The 17,128-nt window shown below is 52.5% G+C and carries 17 protein-coding genes; 12 read left to right on the top strand and 5 right to left on the bottom strand.

What is annotated here, in order from left to right:
- The first annotated feature begins 30 nt into the window (after positions 1-30).
- Positions 31-423 (top strand): helix-turn-helix domain-containing protein, encoded by a 393-nt coding sequence (locus HCH49_RS04455; RefSeq protein WP_059311998.1) that lies wholly within the window; start codon positions 31-33, stop codon positions 421-423.
- A gap of 503 nt (positions 424-926) precedes the next feature.
- Here the strand turns inward: HCH49_RS04455 and HCH49_RS04450 are convergent.
- The gene (locus HCH49_RS04450; RefSeq protein ID WP_059311999.1) at positions 927-1,118 is read right to left on the bottom strand and encodes a hypothetical protein; all 192 of its coding nucleotides are present in this window, start codon (positions 1,116-1,118) and stop codon (positions 927-929) included.
- Between the two features lie 90 nt (positions 1,119-1,208).
- Here HCH49_RS04450 and HCH49_RS22165 point away from each other — a divergent pair, with 90 nt between their 5' ends.
- From HCH49_RS22165 to ttcA, 8 genes are all read left to right on the top strand, one after another.
- A complete protein-coding gene (locus HCH49_RS22165; RefSeq protein WP_258321457.1) occupies positions 1,209-1,331 on the top strand; it encodes a hypothetical protein in 123 nt (40 codons plus the stop codon).
- Positions 1,328-1,510 (top strand): DUF1482 family protein, encoded by a 183-nt coding sequence (locus tag HCH49_RS04445; protein WP_059312023.1) that lies wholly within the window; start codon positions 1,328-1,330, stop codon positions 1,508-1,510. The genes HCH49_RS22165 and HCH49_RS04445 overlap by 4 nt, the downstream gene beginning before the upstream one ends.
- Before the next feature lie 176 nt (positions 1,511-1,686).
- Complete coding sequence (locus HCH49_RS04440) at positions 1,687-4,824, top strand: RecE family exodeoxyribonuclease (RefSeq protein WP_221702246.1); 3,138 nt, start codon at positions 1,687-1,689, stop codon at positions 4,822-4,824.
- Positions 4,825-4,833: 9 nt separating this feature from the next.
- Complete coding sequence (locus tag HCH49_RS04435) at positions 4,834-5,919, top strand: RecT family recombinase (RefSeq protein WP_221702245.1); 1,086 nt, start codon at positions 4,834-4,836, stop codon at positions 5,917-5,919.
- Positions 5,920-5,957: 38 nt separating this feature from the next.
- Positions 5,958-6,200, top strand: a complete 243-nt coding sequence (locus HCH49_RS04430; protein WP_182930758.1) for a DUF4060 family protein — start codon at positions 5,958-5,960, stop codon at positions 6,198-6,200.
- Between the two features lie 64 nt (positions 6,201-6,264).
- The gene (xisR, locus tag HCH49_RS04425) at positions 6,265-6,477 is read left to right on the top strand and encodes an excisionase family protein (RefSeq protein ID WP_014884030.1); all 213 of its coding nucleotides are present in this window, start codon (positions 6,265-6,267) and stop codon (positions 6,475-6,477) included.
- A 1-nt stretch (position 6,478) separates the two neighbouring features.
- Entirely contained in the window at positions 6,479-7,717 is a 1,239-nt protein-coding gene (locus HCH49_RS04420; protein WP_221702244.1) for a site-specific integrase, read from the top strand.
- Between the two features lie 49 nt (positions 7,718-7,766).
- A complete protein-coding gene (gene ttcA / locus HCH49_RS04415) occupies positions 7,767-8,702 on the top strand; it encodes a tRNA 2-thiocytidine(32) synthetase TtcA (protein ID WP_023312015.1) in 936 nt (311 codons plus the stop codon).
- Positions 8,703-8,744: 42 nt separating this feature from the next.
- Here the strand turns inward: ttcA and dbpA are convergent, their stop codons facing one another.
- From dbpA to HCH49_RS04400, 4 genes are all read right to left on the bottom strand, one after another.
- A complete protein-coding gene (dbpA, locus tag HCH49_RS04410; RefSeq protein WP_033145704.1) occupies positions 8,745-10,118 on the bottom strand; it encodes an ATP-dependent RNA helicase DbpA in 1,374 nt (457 codons plus the stop codon).
- Between the two features lie 27 nt (positions 10,119-10,145).
- Complete coding sequence (locus HCH49_RS22305; RefSeq protein ID WP_305089335.1) at positions 10,146-10,319, bottom strand: hypothetical protein; 174 nt, start codon at positions 10,317-10,319, stop codon at positions 10,146-10,148.
- A 282-nt stretch (positions 10,320-10,601) separates the two neighbouring features.
- The gene (gene zntB / locus HCH49_RS04405) at positions 10,602-11,585 is read right to left on the bottom strand and encodes a zinc transporter ZntB (protein ID WP_033145705.1); all 984 of its coding nucleotides are present in this window, start codon (positions 11,583-11,585) and stop codon (positions 10,602-10,604) included.
- Between the two features lie 154 nt (positions 11,586-11,739).
- Entirely contained in the window at positions 11,740-12,882 is a 1,143-nt protein-coding gene (locus tag HCH49_RS04400) for a methyl-accepting chemotaxis protein (protein ID WP_221702243.1), read from the bottom strand.
- A 456-nt stretch (positions 12,883-13,338) separates the two neighbouring features.
- Here HCH49_RS04400 and HCH49_RS04395 point away from each other — a divergent pair, with 456 nt between their 5' ends.
- The 3 genes from HCH49_RS04395 (at position 13,339) to HCH49_RS22350 (ending at position 17,008) form a co-directional block, all read left to right on the top strand.
- On the top strand, positions 13,339-15,468 hold the full coding sequence (locus HCH49_RS04395; RefSeq protein WP_221702242.1) for a bifunctional diguanylate cyclase/phosphodiesterase: 2,130 nt from the start codon (positions 13,339-13,341) through the stop codon (positions 15,466-15,468).
- A gap of 92 nt (positions 15,469-15,560) precedes the next feature.
- The gene (locus HCH49_RS04390; protein WP_214579778.1) at positions 15,561-16,793 is read left to right on the top strand and encodes a sensor domain-containing diguanylate cyclase; all 1,233 of its coding nucleotides are present in this window, start codon (positions 15,561-15,563) and stop codon (positions 16,791-16,793) included.
- Positions 16,790-17,008, top strand: coding sequence for an Ecr family regulatory small membrane protein (locus tag HCH49_RS22350; RefSeq protein ID WP_409410428.1), 219 nt, complete (start codon positions 16,790-16,792; stop codon positions 17,006-17,008). Before HCH49_RS04390 ends, HCH49_RS22350 begins: the two co-directional genes overlap by 4 nt.
- Positions 17,009-17,128 lie beyond the last annotated feature (120 nt).

The following is a 17,128-nucleotide window of genomic DNA, read 5'->3' as shown; positions in this document are numbered from 1 at the left end:
GCTAATAAACATTTGGTTTAGAATTCGTCCATGAAAGAAAAAACTCATCAGATTAACCACCCCCAAGTTCAGCGGCTTAACGAGGTTCTTGAGCTCAAGAAGCTGACCAAATCAGACATGGCCCGTATATGCGGCGTCAGTGCTCAGTCGGTCAATAACTGGTTTGTTCGTGGGACGATTGGTAAAAGTTCAGCGATTAAGCTGGCGGATGCGCTTGGGGTGAGCCTTGAGTGGCTGCTTGGCCAAGATGTTGGCAAAAAAGATGGACTGAAGCCGGACGAACAACGGCTGTTGGAACTTTACCGTCAGCTTCCCGAAGAAGAGCAACAGAACATGCTTCGCATCTTCGCACTTCGCCTGAAAGAGCTGGACGAACTATATGATAAGTATATGAAAGGCCGGATTCGTTCGCAGGATGATTGAGTAATCCTTTCAGCAATGAATCGTAAAGATCCACCATAAGAAATGGCCATGAAGTGGCCTTTTTTTTATGCCCCTCTAATAACTAGCACATCTTTTGTAGTAAGCGACCATTCCGCGGACTTCCGGCACGCACCATTTCGTCGAATTTTTTTCCTCCAAAGGACAAAATTTCACTCTCCATAAGCACCACATAAACATTTTGTTTATCTAAAATTACTCATTTTGTTGACTACGACTTAAACTTTGTGTTTAATCTAACTCACTAAGACGCACTACGAACCACCAAGGCAGGACGCCCACGAAGTAGCCGCCGACGGCATACGAATAGTCGGATGAGGTGGAGAGATTAACGCGCATCAGGTTTAAACGTTCCGCTGGCCGGCGTTACAGGCGCATATAGGGGGAAAAATTGTGGATGACACGGTCATAAGAAAGAGTGAGCTTTATGCACATTGCAACAGCTCACTCTGGAGAAATAGGTCTAGCTGGGGAAGCATATAACCCTATTTCCATTCGTCTTCTGAGAGTTTCTGGTCAAGAAAGACTTCGAATTTTGCATAGATTTTTTCTATCTCTTCCACCGGATCGTGGGGGTCAGAAAGATTCCGGCCAGAAGAGATTTGAGCAGAACGGTAAGAGTTATATGTATCAACCGCTAAGCGAGTTAAATACAAGACTTTCTCTTCTTTTTCCACAGTTAACTCCCTCATTAGAGTGCGGGAATAACCACAATAGCACTGAAGTTAGGACCGCGATACGACAGTCAGAATTAAAAGGAAAGATAAATGATCGACTTTGCACGAACACCTTCAAGACAACAAGCTATCCGCCTCAGTGCGGCGGAAGTATGGATTCGCAAGCTTTGCTACTTACTGGCGCAAAAAGGCAATCCAGAGCTAAAAGCATGAGCTCGTTCTTTGCCCTGATCGTTACCGTCTGCGCCCTCACCGGGGAATGCTCAGACATCATGCTCGGTGTATACCAAACCGAAGCTGGCTGTGATGCAGCTGCCAAAGAACAGCACGTAAAAGGAGAGTGTTACCCATATAGACCGGCTGACGACCACCAGCCTGCTTTCAAATTTTAATCGAGTTATGACCAATGGCTGTTACCAGCCCCTAAAAGCACAAAACCCGCGCAAGGCGGGTTAAGTACCCGGTCAGCCGACCAAAGCTTTCCGGAATCGAGTTTTGACCAATGACCACTACCCAAGGCGGCAATCATTAGCTGCGGGTATCTTACAACCAAAATTAAGGACCCGATATGGAATTCTTTCATTTTATCAAGGCAACCCAGAAATCCGGCAAAGAAGATGCCGTTATCTGGTTCACGGCTAAATCAGAAGCACGAGCCAATTTGCAGCTGGATGTAGAGCTAGAAGATGCTGGCATTGAAACCGGCCGGGGCACGGATTATGCCAAACCAGTTCGGACCGATTTCCCCGTGTATAACGACCTGCCGGAAGAAAGTGCGGTGGATTACACCTGGTGCAAACGCTACGAACTGCAGGAAGATGGACGCACCTGGCTGCCAAAGGCTGGTGCTGAGTTGACTGGACCTGTGGACACCACTGCCGCACCGGAAACGTCCGTTAATGTCGAAACTACCGTCGAGAGTGTCCCGCTTGAAAACCGCACTCCAGCGGTCCGTTTTGCCGTCCACCTGACCAGCGACAAATACCAGTCACACATCACTAAAGAGCAGCAGCTGTCTGCCAGCGAAATGTCACTGGATGAAGGCAACACCTATCTCCAGAACCTGCTGCTGGCGAAGAACGACATCCCTGAAGTTGCCGATCTCAGCCTGAACGCTGAGTGGAAACTGGTTCAGGCGATTAAGCAGGTATTCACGCCAGATGAAGCACACGAAACCGAAATTATCGCTGCATTCATGGCTGACTGGGCGAGAGCAGATGCCAGCGACCGCAATCAGTTAGTTGAAGAGTGGAGAAGCGGAAAGCTTTCTCTTCTCAAATCAGAAAGCACCAGCAACTCCGACGTTACAACCGTTCAGGTTCTGGAACCTGATAACGGTATCCAGATTGACGAGAATGATGACGAAACCACTCGTTATCCAGTCGTGCGTATGCCGTTCCGGAAGCAGCTACTCGCCCAGTTCACCGCCAACGAACTGCGCCACCACTTAACCCGCCAAGAATACGAAGGTATCAGCGCTCTGGAGATGGACACTGACAACAGCTATGTCCAGAACCTGCTGCTGGCGGCAGAAAACTGCGAAGAGGTTAAGGGTTACGACACCAAAGACCTGTGGCGCTATACCGACGCCATTCGCAAGGTGTTCAGCCAGGAGAAGCGCCACGAACTCGCTTTGGTTCTCCGTTTCACCCGAATCTGGGCGGCGACTGATTACATTGACCGCGGCATCCTGGCGCGCGAATGGGCTGCCGGAAACCGCATCAGTAATGTTCAGCGCAGCAATTCTGGTACCAATGCCGACGGTGGCTATGTAACGGATCGCGGCGAAGGCGCGCATCACACTCTGGACACCCTCGATCTTGAGATCGCATGCGCCCTACTGCCTATGGACTTCCACCACTTCGAAATTCCTTCGAGCGTATTACGACGTGCCAAAGAAATCGTGGCTAAGAAAGAAGAACCATGGAAATCATGGGGCGCCATCTTGCGTAATCAGCCGGGTGTACTGGCGGTGAACCGTGCGGCAATCTTCAATCTGATCCGCATCGCTCCCGAGAACATTCATCACACGCCAGCGGCTCATCTTGAGTTCGTTAATAAAACCATGACGGCTGAGTTTAACTCTGCTGTGGAGTTACTGCCGTTGCCTACCCATGCAGTTGAGACAAAAGCCCCAGATGAACAACCGCAGGTTGAAAATCTCGGTAGCGGCGTGTTCTCCATCGATGGCCTGATGGATGGAAATACCGAACCGGTCATCAATACCTCCTCAAATGAAGTCGAAAAAACGGAAAAAATAGCGGAGACCATCAGCGATGTGCAGATGGAAACGGTTAAGCCAGAGAAAGACGAAGATGTTGGTTCGGTACCACCGGGCGAAAGCACTGATGCAGCTAATTCGCAGACAGATTCCGTAGCGTTGGAGGAACAGCAAGCAGAACCGGTAATTGTATACCCGGCTTACTTCGAGCCTGGCCGCTACGAATGCCTACCGAATGACGTTTATCACGCAGCAAACGGTATTAGCTCAACCCAAGTGAAAGATGCCCGCGTCAGCCTGATGTACTTTAACGCGCGCCATGTGGCTAAAACCATCCCGCGAACAGCATCCAAAGTACTGGATATGGGAAACCTAGTGCACGCCCTTGCATTGCAGCCGGAAAACCTCGTAGCAGAGTTCAGCGTAGAACCGGAGATCCCGGAGGGTGCTTTCACCACCACCGCAACTCTGCGCGAGTTCATCGATGCGTACAACGCCAGCCTACCGGCGCTGCTAAGCGCTGACGAGATTAAAGCGTTGCTTGAAGAACATAACGCATCCCTTCCCGCTCCAGTGCCGCTTGGCGCGAGCCTGGAAGAAACGGCTCAAAGCTATATGGCTCTCCCTGCTGAGTACCAGCGTATTGAAGAAGGCCAGAAGCAAACAGCAACAGTAATGAAGGCATGTATTAAAGAGTACAACGCCACCCTGCCCGCGCCAGTTAAAACCAGCGGCAGCCGTGATGCGCTACTCGAGCAATTAGCGATCATCAATCCTGATCTGGTGGCGCAAGAAGCGCAGAAACCGACGCCGCTGAAAGTGTCCGGTACCAAAGCAGATATGATCCAGACAATTAAATCAGTTAAGCCCGATGCCATATTCGCCGACGAACTGCTGGATGCCTGGCGCGACAACCCTGGTGAAAAGATTCTGGTTACCCGCCAGCAACTGGCCACAGCGCGGGCAATTCAGTCCGCACTACTGGCGCACCCGACCGCGGGCATGCTGCTGACACATCCAAGCCGCGCCGTTGAGGTGAGCTATTTCGGTTTCGACGACGAAACCGGATTAGAAGTGCGTGTACGCCCTGACCTCGAGATTGAACTGGACGGCGTGCGCATCGGTGCTGACCTGAAAACCATCAGCATGTGGAATGTGAAGCAGGAAAGCCTGCGCGCCAGGCTGCACCGGGAAATCATAGACCGTGACTATCACCTCAGCGCGGCTATGTATTGCGAGACCGCGGCGCTGGATCAGTTCTTCTGGATTTTCGTCAACAAAGACGAGAACTACCACTGGATCGCCATCATTGAGGCATCCACCGAACTGCTGGAACTGGGCATGCTCGAGTACCGCAAAACAATGCGCGCCATCGCCACAGGTTTCGACACGGGCGACTGGCCAGCGCCGATCACTACCGATTACACCGATGAACTGAACGACTTCGACCTGCGCCGCCTCGAAGCGCTGCGCGCTCAGGCTTAAGGGGGATTTATGCATAACACTAACGTTACCGTTGCTGACCAGAACACCGTTATTAACTCCAACGTGGCTTTGTTCGATTCCCAGTATCTGAACGCCATCAGCACGTTCGCGCAGATTATGGCCCAGGGCACCGCTACTGTTCCTAAGCACCTGCAGGGCAATCAGGCCGACTGCATGGCTGTAGCGATGCAAGCGGCTCAGTGGCAGATGAATCCCTTTGCCGTGGCGCAGAAGACGCACCTGATTAACGGTGTGCTCGGGTATGAAGCGCAGCTGGTTAATGCCGTCATTTCACGAAGCGGTGTGCTGGCCAGCCGCTTTGAATATGAATGGTACGGACCATGGGAAAAGGTTGTTGGGAAATTCCATATCCGTAAAGGCGACAAAGGCGAGTACCGAGTCCCGGGCTGGACCCTGGCTGACGAAGCAGGGATCGGCATCATTATCAGCGCAACCCTGAAAGGCGAAGATCAGCCGAGAGAACTAGATTTACTGCTGGCTCAGGCCCGTACCCGAAACTCTACCCTCTGGGCTGACGACCCTCGCCAGCAACTGGCGTACCTGGCCGTCAAACGCTGGGCGAGACTGTTCTGCCCCGATGTGATTCTGGGCGTCTACACCCCGGATGAACTGGATGATCGCCGTGAAGAACGAGAGGTAAACCCAGCACCGGCGCAGCACGTAAGTCTTGCAGACATTTCAGGTGACAACGTCACTGCCACTCAAACGGCTCAGGAATCAGCTCAAAACATCGATGCACTTGCTGATGATTTTCGTGACCGCATCGAGGCGGCTCAGGATGTGGATAGCGCTAAAGCTCTGCGCGCAGATATTGAAACCGTGAAAGCAACGCTGGGTTCTGCCCTGTTCACTGAGCTGAAAAACAAGGCCGTGAAGCGTTATTACCTGGTTGATGCACGGAACAAAGTCGAAGCAGCCATCAATTCCTTGCCGCCATCAGATGAACCCGATGCAGCTGCGCGGTTCGCAGAGGTAGAGCGCGTTCTTGCATCGTCTAAACGCCATCTGGGCGACGAATTGCATGGTCAGTTCAGCATCACCCTGGCGGATATGAAACCGGAATACGTGGACTAACGAGATCGGGAGGGGAAACCCTCCCTCAAGGAGAAGAAATGCGACTGATTAATCGAGGCAGTAAGCAATCCCCTTTGGCTCGCCGGGCATGTGAAATCGCACTCGCAGCCCACCAGCAAAGATACGGCGACTATGGGCGCAGCAAGATGAAAGAGACCTATACGGTGAGAGTGGAAGGCGTGAAGGTCTGGGTTGAAGTGATCAACTGCAAGGCAAGCTACGTGGCCACCGCAATGACCGGCATGCGCCGACTGCGTTCCCTGCCCGGCCAGGCAAACTGAAACTGAAATATCAACGACTACAGACCGGCATATCTATACTCATGCCGGTTACCTGAGGTGAACCATGTCGCAGGTAATTTTTAACGAAGAATGGGTTGTTGGCGCAAGACTCACAGAAAAAACAGGCCTGACCGAACGACAAATTGAGAAGTATCGCCAGGGCTGTTGGGTGGAAGGTGTCCATTTTAAACGGGTTTCTCCTTCCGGAGAAAAAACCTTGCGTGGCACAACCTGGTACAACTATCCGAGAATTAATCAGTTAATAAGGGATGCGTAAGATGGCAGCTTTGCCTACAGGTGTCGAAATCAGAAACAATAAGATTTGTATCTGGTTTATGTACCGGGGAAAGCGTTGCCGCGAAATTCTCAAAGGTTGGATTAACACCCCGGCGAACATCAAAAAAGCCGGGAATCTTCGGGCTGTGATCGTTAGTGAGATCAACCTTGGAGAGTTTGATTACCACCAGCGCTTTCCTTCATCGTCCAGAGCAAAAAAAACCGTAACCACTGTTTCAGTTCAAACCTTTTCAGAGCTGTGTGAACTGTGGACGAGCATTAAAGAAACCGAAATTAGCGCGAATACCATGCGTAAGACTCGCTCACAACTCGGTACGTTAATGCACATCATTAACGGAGATACGCCTGTTTCAACTATACGCCACAGCGACATTCTGAAATACAGAAAGGAGCTGTTGAACGGTGAGACACTTTATCTGGCAAATCCCAGAAGCAACAAACAGGGACGCACTGTGCGTACCGTGAACAACTATATATCGCTACTGTGTTCCCTGCTTCGGTTTGCACACAAATCTGGCTTTATCAGTGGCAAGCCCTTTGAAGGGATCAAGAAACTACACAAAGGGAAAGTAAAACCGGATCCTTTAACGAAGCAGGAGTTTAGTTTGCTTGCGGAATCCGAGCGTGGCCAAAGCCTCAATATGTGGACGTTCGCAGTTTATACTGGTGTCCGTCATGGAGAGCTTGCAGCTCTTGCCTGGGAAGATATCGACTGGGAAAAAGGTACGGCTCACATACAGCGCAATCTTAATGCGCTAGGAATGTTCGTCCCACCAAAAACCGATGCAGGTGATCGAGTTATCACGCTATTAGAGCCAGCACTAGCGGCCTTGAAGGCACAGCGTAAACTGACTTCGTTACAGCCCAAAACCGAGATTGTGTTTCATCACCGTGAGTATGGTGCGATGGAATATCAAAACCTGCGATTTGTTTTCATGCCCAGGATGCGCAAGGGCATACAGAAGGCCTACTACTCTTTATCGAGTATCGGCTCCAGATTTAACGCAGCTGTAAAACGTGCTGGTATTCGCCGCCGGAATCCGTACCATACGCGGCATACTTTTGCCTGCTGGCTTTTATCTGCCGGCGCTAACCCGTCTTTCATAGCCAGCCAGATGGGGCATGAAAACGCGCAAATGGTTTATGAAGTCTACGGTGCGTGGATTGAAGAAATGAATGGCGAACAGGTGCTGATGCTTAACGATAAGCTGGCACGCTGAAAAATTTTTGCCCCTATTATGCCCCTATTGGCTCCGAAGGTAGTAATAAATGCAAGAAAATCAAGAGATTAACAAAAAAGAGCAATACAACCTGAATAAACTGCAAAAGCGACTGCGCCGTAACGTGGGCGAAGCCATTGCAGACTTCAACATGATTGAAGAAGGTGACCGCATCATGGTCTGCCTGTCAGGGGGTAAAGACAGCTATACCATGCTGGAGATCCTGCGTAATCTTCAGCAAAGCGCACCGGTGAAATTTTCCCTGGTGGCGGTCAACCTTGACCAGAAACAGCCGGGCTTCCCGGAGCACATTCTGCCGGAATACCTCGAGAAGCTGGGCGTTGAGTACAAAATCGTCGAAGAAAATACCTACGGCATTGTGAAAGAGAAAATCCCGGAAGGGAAAACCACCTGCTCACTCTGCTCTCGTCTGCGCCGCGGCATTCTGTATCGTACCGCGACGGAGCTGGGCGCGACCAAAATTGCGCTGGGCCATCACCGCGACGATATCCTGCAAACGCTGTTCCTCAATATGTTCTACGGCGGCAAGATGAAAGGCATGCCGCCTAAGCTGATGAGCGATGACGGCAAGCACATTGTGATCCGCCCTCTCGCCTACTGCCGCGAAAAAGACATTGAGCGTTTTTCTCAGGCTAAAGGTTTCCCGATCATTCCATGTAACCTGTGCGGCTCTCAGCCGAACCTGCAGCGTCAGGTAATTGGCGACATGCTGCGCGACTGGGATAAGCGTTATCCAGGGCGTATCGAAACCATGTTCAGCGCGATGCAAAACGTTGTCCCTTCCCATCTCGCGGATGTGGAGCTGTTCGACTTTAAAGGCATCAACCACGAGTCAGAAGTTGTGAACGGCGGAGACCTGGCGTTTGATCGGGAAGATATTCCCATGCAGCCAGCGGGCTGGCAGCCGGAAGAAGATGACAATCAGTTTGAAGAGCTGCGTCTCAACGTGCTTGAAGTGAAGTAAGCGATTAGCGTCTCAGAAACACCTTCTGAGACGCTTCATTCTTCATTTCAGCAGACGTACGCGACAGGTTTTACCCTTAATTTTCCCGTTTTGCAGCTGCTTCCATGCCTTATGGGCAACCGCCTGGCGAACCGCTACGTAGACATGCGCCGGATGGACCGCAATCTTGCCGATATCCGCCCCGTCCAGACCCACATCCCCGGTCAGCGCCCCTAATACGTCACCTGGACGCATCTTGGCTTTTTTACCGCCATCAATGCACAGCGTCGCCATTTCAGCCTCCAGCGGCACAATGCTGGCGCTGGCCGGTGCATTCATCCAGTTCAGCTTAATCTGCAGCATCTCAGAGAGAATGTTGGCGCGCTGCGCCTCTTCCGGCGCGCAGAAGCTGATCGCCAGACCGCTGTTTCCCGCGCGCGCGGTACGGCCAATACGGTGCACGTGCACTTCAGGGTCCCACGCCAGCTCAAAGTTCACCACCAGCTCCAGGGATTTAATATCCAGACCGCGCGCAGCGACGTCGGTTGCGACAAGAACGCGGGCGCTGCCGTTAGCGAAGCGGACCAGCGTCTGATCGCGATCGCGCTGCTCCAGATCGCCATGCAGCGACAATGCGCTCTGGCCGGCGGCATTCAGGGCATCACAGACCGACTGACAGTCTTTTTTGGTATTACAGAACACCACGCAGGACGCAGGCTGATGCTGGCTCAGCAATTTCTGCAGGAGCGAAATTTTCCCCTGCTGCGAAGTTTCAAAGAACTGCTGCTCGATAGCGGGCAGCGCATCTACGCTGTCGATTTCAATGGTGAGCGGATTTTTCTGCACGCGCCCGCTGATGGCGGCGATGGCCTCCGGCCAGGTCGCGGAGAACAGCAGCGTCTGACGATCGGCCGGGGCGAAACGGATCACCTCGTCAATCGCATCGCTGAAGCCCATATCCAGCATCCTGTCTGCCTCATCCATCACCAGCGTTTGTAACGCATCCAGCGAGACGGTGCCTTTTTGCAGGTGATCCAGCAGGCGGCCGGGCGTTGCGACAATAATGTGCGGCGCATGCTGGAGTGAATCACGCTGCGCGCCGAACGGCTGTCCGCCGCAGAGGGTTAAAATCTTGGTGTTGGGCAGGAAACGCGCCAGGCGACGCAGTTCACCCGCGACCTGGTCTGCCAGTTCGCGGGTTGGGCACAGCACCAGAGACTGGGTCTGAAAAAGCGCCGCATCGATGTGCTGCAACAGGCCAAGGCCAAATGCCGCCGTTTTCCCGCTGCCCGTTTTCGCCTGCACGCGCACGTCACGGCCCTCAAGGATGGCGGGCAACGCGGCCGCCTGAACAGGCGTCATCGTGAGGTAACCCAACTCGTTGAGGTTATCGAGCTGGGCGGCGGGCAGAACATTCAGGGTAGAAAAAGCGGTCACAGTAGTCTCTCGTGGTCATCTTTGCGGTCAGATGGCGCGTATCCTCGCAGATCTCGCGGTTCGATGCGACAATTTAATCGGTTCTTGATCTGGCGGCGGGTCGGGCATCGGCTGCGGACGCGGGATGGGATCGGGCATTGGCACCGGATCGGTGGGGACGGGATCGGATTGACGCGATTGTTGCAGTAGCAGAGCGTTCAGGATGCTCATCATTCCCTCCAGAATTTGCTGTCGTCCCTTTTAGGGTAGACGCTGAGAATCAGGAGGCAAAAAAAAGCCGACTATGAAGTCGGCGTCGTACGAATCAATTGTGCTATGCAGTAATTCAAAAAAGGAAGTAAGACAATATGGAGCGCAACGCCCATCGCTTGACGTTGCATTCACCTGCGGGAGTAATATTGCACCTTACGGGGTAGATGTTTATTGACTTCGCTCAATTAAAAGAGCGTTTTGATCCCGTTGAAAGCTGAAAAAAGCGTAAATTTACAGCCATTTACTACGATGCAACCACCATGCAACACCACCAATCAAAACAACTAACATCACGCAAAAGGCGGTAAAGCCGTAGCGATAGGCGCCACCCGGAATTCCACCCAGATTCACGCCAAACAGCCCGGTAAGAAACGTGCTGGGTAAAAACACCATCGCCATCAGGGACATCGTATAGGTTCTTCTCGACAGCGACTCCTGCATCACCTGCGCGATTTCGTCCGCCATCACCGCCGTTCTGGCAATACAGGAATCAATCTCGTCAAGCCCTCGCCCCAGCCTGTCGGCAATATCCTGCATTCTGCGTCGCTGATCGTCATTCATCCAGGCGAGCCTTTCGCTAGCAAGACGCGCATACACGTCGCGCTGCGGCGTCATGTAGCGGCGCATCACAATCAACTGCTTACGCAATAAGGCCAGAAAACCGCGCGGCGGGATCTGCTGATCGAGCAGGTTATCTTCGAGGTCGATGATTTTGTCGTGCAGCTCTTCAATAAATTCACTCGCATGATCGGTAAGGGCGTCGCAGACGTCCACCAGCCAGCTGCCGCAGTCGACCGGCCCGGTGCCCTCTTTCAGATCGTTGACGATGTCATCCAGCGCCAGAACTTTACGCTGGCGGGTGGAGACAATCAGCCCGTCGTCCATGTAGACACGCATCGCAACCAGCTGATCCGGGCGTTCATCCGTGCTGCCGTTAATGCAGCGCAGGGTGATCAGCGTCCCGTCACCCATTCTGCTCACGCGGGGCCGCAGGCTTTCACCCGCCAGCGCATCGCGCACGTTATTGGGCAAGAGCGGCGTCGAGGCCAGCCAGTCAGCGCTGTCCGGGTGGGTGTAGTTCAGATGTAGCCAGCAGGGATGCGCACTATCGATCACATCATTATCTTCCAGCGGTCGCGCACCGCCGCGACCATCCAGCACCCACGCAAAAACTGCGTCTGGAACGTTTAGTTCAGATCCTTTAATGCTTTCCACAGCGCCTCCACCTTTTTAGCTCTTCGGTGTCAGTCTAGCTTTCATCAGGTGTTAAGCAACAACTATGTATCCCATCGCGCTGAAATCGCTCAGGAATTGTACATACCAGGCGGAGGCATGAAAAAAGCCTGGCATGCCAGGCTTTGAGGTGCTGTCAGAGAGAGTGCTCTGGCCGCTGGAGGAAGGATGGCGAACCGCCAGGTGATGAGGACAAGGATGACTGATCGAGCCTGAAATTACGCGTCCGGGTTTGCAGCTCAATCACCTGATTACGCAGTACATCAGACGAACCGTTGAGTTCCTCTGCCATTGCCACGTTACTTTGCGTAACCCGCTCCAGCTCCGATAGCGCCAGGGTAATCTGAGAAATGCCTTTCTCCTGCTCTGAGGTTGACGCGGAAATGTCGTCCATTAAGCGGCTTACATTTCCCGAGCCGGTCACGATTTCATGCATGTTTTTCTCTGCCTGTGACACAACGCTGGCTCCCTGCGTGACGTTACTGCTGGTGACTTCAATCAGCGTTTTGATATTCTTCGCGGCCTCCGCGCTGCGGTGTGCCAGGTTTCTTACCTCTTCCGCAACGACAGAAAAACCCTTGCCATGATCGCCCGCCCTTGCCGCCTCCACGGCCGCGTTGAGCGCCAGGATATTTGTCTGGAACGCAATGCCGTCAATGAGCGAAATAATCTCCGTCATCTGTTGCGCGCATTCGGTAATGGACTGCATATTGCTGGCGACCTGCCCCATCAGCTCGCCGCCCTTACGCGCCTGTAACGTCGCCACATTTGCCTGCTCGCTCGCCAGGCGGGTGTTATCGGCATTGTTTTTGGTGCTCGCGGCCATTTGCTCCATGCTGGCTGCGGTTTGCACCAAAGACGCTGACTGCTGCTCGGTTTTCACCGATAGCTGAGCGCTGCGTGCCGAAAGTTGGTCCGATAAGGTCATGGCGGTTTGCGATGACGCCCTGATCTCACGCACCAGCGTCGCAATATTGCCGGAAAGGCTGTTTATGCCGGGGATGAGTCGGCCCGCGCAGTTATTGCCAAATTCAGGGATAGATACGCCAAGGTTACCTGCGGTCACCTCCTCAATACTTCTCTTCACCGTATTGATCGGCGTCACAAGATACTTCGTCATATAGACCCAGAGCAAAAATAGCGCAACGAAATTGATGACATTAAGCGAAATAAAGAGAGACGTATTGCTGGAAAATAGAACAACGACACCTGCACTTACCAAAAAAAGAGAGAAAATGAACCCGATAATAAAGGTCCTTACACTAATATTTTTTAGCATGATAATACCCACATTTTATATTTTGGCCGGCACTTAGACTTATAGCATTGGCCCGGAAGTTTTTCATCGCAAACAACGCTTGTTTTTTGTTTCGCCGTTAGTATCCTGAGATTTACGTTAAGTCAGATAAAAAGAGCGTATTAGTGAAAATGTTTTGCTCAGCATGCTGTGATACTGGTCTCCAGCCATGTTAAGCGATAGTATCGCCCGCGGTGAGACGACACGATCGCCCTCATATTTAAGGAGCTTTGCTACTGCTATTCGTTCTTGTTTAGCAATGCTTAATATATTAACGAGAGAATATATTTTATATTCTTAATAAGTTTTAGAGTATTAATATGACTGGTCATTTTTCACGATAAATAACTAATATGGTTTGAATGCGCATGTTCGTTGCCCGATAAAGATGTATCCGGCAGGCGAAATCGGTAACCCTCTCAGGCGTGGGATTGCATAATGCTCAATATATCGTGGGACCCTGTGTTAATCGCTATCTCTTATCTGGTGGCGTTTATCGCCTCCTTTGTGGCGCTGGACAGCGCCGGAAAGATCCCCCTCTCCAGCCGAAAGGCTGCCCTGTTCTGGCGCATTGCCGGTGGGGTCACGCTGGGCATTGGCATTTGGTCGATGCACTTTATCGGCATGCTGTCGATGCAAATGCCCATGATGATGAGCTACGACCTCTGGTTAACCCTTGCGTCACTGGGCGTCGCGGTGGTTGCATCGGCCACGGCACTTAATATTGCCGTCGCGGGCAAAAAACTTTCTCCCTTTCGACTGATCTTTGCCACGGCGATCCTGAGCGCTGGCGTGGTGTCGATGCACTACATCGGTATGGCGGCCCTGATGCTGGATGACAGCATCATCTGGGATCGCCGCCTCGTGGGGTTGTCCGTGGTTATTGCGGTTGTTGCCTCCGGCACGGCGTTGTGGCTGGCTTTCCGCCTGCGGGATAAACACAAAGGCGTCTTTATCAATCGCATTCTCGCGGCCTTCGTCATGGGTGCCGCCATTTGTGCGATGCACTATACCGGCATGAGTGCCGCGCGGTTTCAGGAAATGGCGCATACCCTCCCGGGCGGGATCGGCGAGCTGGGGTTATCCATCTGGGTTTCGGTCACCACGCTCTGCCTGCTCGGCGTGATGTTAATCATTTCGCTGATCGATTCCCACCGGCGCACCATCCGGCTGACGGATAATCTGCATCAGCTCAACCGCCAGCTTGAGCTACAGGCGCGTTTTGACGCGCTCACCGGGCTCGCAAACCGCCACCAGATGGATCTCCGCATGCAGGATTGTCTGCGCAGCGCGCTGCTGAGCAAGAAGCCATTTGCGGTTATTTTCCTGAACGTCGATCACTTCAAACGCGTTAACGATACGTGGGGTCACAGCGTCGGTGATGAGCTATTGATCGCGGTCGCGCAGCGCATCACGGCCCGGCTCACGCGAGAGATGACCCTGGCAAGGCTGGGAGGCGACGCCTTTATCCTGCTGGTGCCGGAATGTGACGACGACAGGCTCAACGCCCTGGTCACCGCGCTGCTTGAAGACGTGCGACGTCCTCTGTCTGTCTGTGGGCACACGTTGAGCACTACGATCAGCGCGGGCGTCAGCCTCTATCCTCAGGACGGCGAAACGCTGCACGAGCTGAAGCTCAAGGCGGATGCAGCATTACATCGCGTCAAGGAAGAGGGCCGCAACGGCTGGGCGATTTACCGGGCCGAGATGTCAACGGCGATCCCGGCGAAACCCGGTTTCCTGCAGGAGCTTTCTCAGGCGCTTGAGCGCGATCAGTTTGAACTGTGGTACCAGCCAACCTGGCATGCGGGAGAGAAAACCATTCACGGTTTTGAAGCCCTTCTGCGCTGGCGGCATCCTGAGCAAGGGGTTGTGCTGCCTAATCTGTTTATCCCTTCTCTGGAGCAAACGGGCTTAATTATTCCGGTAGGTAACTGGGCCATTGAAGCGGCATGCCGACAGCTTCATTTCTGGACAGAGCAAGGTTTCAGCCAGTGGACGCTGTCTCTCAACCTATCCCCCATCCAGTTTGAACAGCCGGATATTTTCCAGATCATCTCGTCGATGCTGGAAAAATATAGCTTGTCTCCGTCCCGGCTGATCCTTGAGGTAACGGAAAGCACCGCGCTTAAAAATCTTGACCGCAGCATTGAGTTGCTCAATGCGTTTAATCACGCGGGGATCGTTGTCTCGATTGATGATTTTGGGACGGGCTATTCCAACCTTTTGATGCTGAGCGTGCTGCCAGCAAAAGAACTCAAGATCGACAGAAGCTTTGTCACGTCGATGCTGGAAAATGAAAAAAGCTACAAGCTGGTTGAAACCATTATCAGTATCTCCCGGACCATGGAGATGAATGTGGTGGCAGAAGGGATCGAGACGGAAGAACAGCAGGCGGTTCTCACCCGACTCGGCTGCGATTACCTGCAGGGATATCTTTTCTCCCGCCCCTTACCTGCCGAACAGGTACCGTGGCTACTGCTGCAGATAAACTCAGACAAACAGATTATACCCATTAATAAAATTCAAACGGACCCCGCATTTATTTCTCAAAAAAATCATGCCTGACGGGGTTAAGTGGAGTATGTTTCAAGGGAGTACACGCGAGTCAATTCTGTCATGATTGTCAGGCACATGTTGTCGATGAACAGGAAACGCCTATGTCGCAACCTTGTTTTGATGCGTTGAATGTAATTAAAACACCCGTGTGGCTCGTTTCACCCGTGTCGGAAAAGATCATTTTTGCGAATGTGGCCGCAACGCAGATCATGGGAGATAAAACGCTTGATGACCTGCGCAAAGGGATCTATTCAGCCAGTGCGCAAACCGTCCTGTCGATGTATGTATCTGAACTGAAAACAGAGCAGGAGATCGTCGAAATCTGGACAACGAACCGGGATGGACAGGATACGCCGTTAAGCTGTCGCCTCTCGCTTGCCCACTACGCGCCCTGGGGCGATGTGATTGTTTTCGAGGGCATCTCCCAACAAATACTCTCAGGATTGAAGGCCAGCCGTTCCGCTACCTACCGGCGGAAAAAACAGGGTTTTTATGCGCGCTTTTTTCTGACCAACAGCGCCCCGATGCTGTTAATCGATCCGGCCCGCGACGGCCAAATCGTCGATGCAAATCTGGCCGCACTCAATTTTTATGGTTATTCACATGATGACATGTGCAGTAAGCATACCTGGGAAATCAATACGCTGGGGCGAGATGTGATGCCCATTATGACTGCGATTGCCGCGCTGCCCGGTGGTCACAAGCCGCTCAATTTTGTTCACCGCCTTGCCGATGGATCCACCCGCCACGTTCAGACGTATGCCGGGCCCATTGAGATCTACGGTGACAAGCTGATGCTGTGCATCATCCACGATATCACCGAGCAAAAAAGGCTGGAGCAGGAGCTGGAACATGCGGCGTTACGTGACTCCATGACGGGGTTACTCAACCGGCGCCAGTTCTACGCGATTACCGATCAAAGCAATCTGAATAAACTTCCCGCGCAGCAGCAATTTAGCCTGCTGCTGGTGGATACCGACCATTTCAAAAACATTAATGACCTGTTCGGCCATCTGAAAGGCGATGAGGTGCTTATCGCCCTTTCCCGGACGCTGGAAGCCTGTAGTCGGGAGGGCGATATGGTGTTCCGCTGGGGTGGCGAAGAGTTCGTTATCCTGCTGCCGCGCACCTCTCTCGACACTGCGATGCAGATTGCCGAGTCAGTCCGTGCAGCCGTTGCCCGCATTACGATTCCAGGCTTGCCGCGGTTTACCGTCAGCATCGGCGTAGCGCGGCACAATCAGGGTGAAAGTATTGACGAGCTGTTTAAGCGTGTGGACGATGCGCTGTATCGCGCTAAAAATGACGGACGCAATAAAGTCCTTGCGGCATGAAACTGGAGTATCCGGAAAAGCCCCGCTACAATGCCCACCTCGAAACAATTAGCGTCAGGTGGGTAAAAGCCGCAATGGGAAAAACAGAAATAATACTCACCTTAATTATTGTACTCCTTATTATATTTGGCTTCTGGTTTATTTTTAGCGGTGAGATCTGGTATCTCGTCGAGTTCCTGGAAAATAGCCTTTACCCGACCTTCGATGCACCGTAACGCACGTTTAATCGCTTGTTTCACCTACCGAATATGTAAGGTATCTGCTTCCGTTACAGCCGCGTAAAATACGCGGCGTTATCCTCCAACAACGTTGATAACGAATCACTTATTCATTTG

Source organism: Enterobacter sp. Y17 (assembly GCF_019730495.1).
In the GTDB taxonomy this organism is placed as follows: Bacteria; Pseudomonadota; Gammaproteobacteria; order Enterobacterales; family Enterobacteriaceae; genus Enterobacter; species Enterobacter asburiae_B.
This window is presented reverse-complemented; position numbering and strand designations above follow the sequence as displayed.

What these genes read in the sequence shown, in the direction of transcription:
- HCH49_RS04455 (WP_059311998.1), top strand. Translation starts at nt 31, where the DNA reads ATGAAAGAAAAAACTCATCAGATTAACCACCCCCAAGTTCAGCGGCTT.
- HCH49_RS22165 (WP_258321457.1), top strand. Translation starts at nt 1,209, where the DNA reads ATGATCGACTTTGCACGAACACCTTCAAGACAACAAGCTATCCGCCTC.
- HCH49_RS04445 (WP_059312023.1), top strand. Translation starts at nt 1,328, where the DNA reads ATGAGCTCGTTCTTTGCCCTGATCGTTACCGTCTGCGCCCTCACCGGG.
- HCH49_RS04440 (WP_221702246.1), top strand. Translation starts at nt 1,687, where the DNA reads ATGGAATTCTTTCATTTTATCAAGGCAACCCAGAAATCCGGCAAAGAA.
- HCH49_RS04435 (WP_221702245.1), top strand. Translation starts at nt 4,834, where the DNA reads ATGCATAACACTAACGTTACCGTTGCTGACCAGAACACCGTTATTAAC.
- HCH49_RS04430 (WP_182930758.1), top strand. Translation starts at nt 5,958, where the DNA reads ATGCGACTGATTAATCGAGGCAGTAAGCAATCCCCTTTGGCTCGCCGG.
- xisR (WP_014884030.1), top strand. Translation starts at nt 6,265, where the DNA reads ATGTCGCAGGTAATTTTTAACGAAGAATGGGTTGTTGGCGCAAGACTC.
- HCH49_RS04420 (WP_221702244.1), top strand. Translation starts at nt 6,479, where the DNA reads ATGGCAGCTTTGCCTACAGGTGTCGAAATCAGAAACAATAAGATTTGT.
- ttcA (WP_023312015.1), top strand. Translation starts at nt 7,767, where the DNA reads ATGCAAGAAAATCAAGAGATTAACAAAAAAGAGCAATACAACCTGAAT.
- HCH49_RS04400 (WP_221702243.1), bottom strand. Translation starts at nt 12,882, where the DNA reads ATGCTAAAAAATATTAGTGTAAGGACCTTTATTATCGGGTTCATTTTC.
- HCH49_RS04395 (WP_221702242.1), top strand. Translation starts at nt 13,339, where the DNA reads ATGCTCAATATATCGTGGGACCCTGTGTTAATCGCTATCTCTTATCTG.
- HCH49_RS04390 (WP_214579778.1), top strand. Translation starts at nt 15,561, where the DNA reads ATGTCGCAACCTTGTTTTGATGCGTTGAATGTAATTAAAACACCCGTG.
- HCH49_RS22350 (WP_409410428.1), top strand. Translation starts at nt 16,790, where the DNA reads ATGAAACTGGAGTATCCGGAAAAGCCCCGCTACAATGCCCACCTCGAA.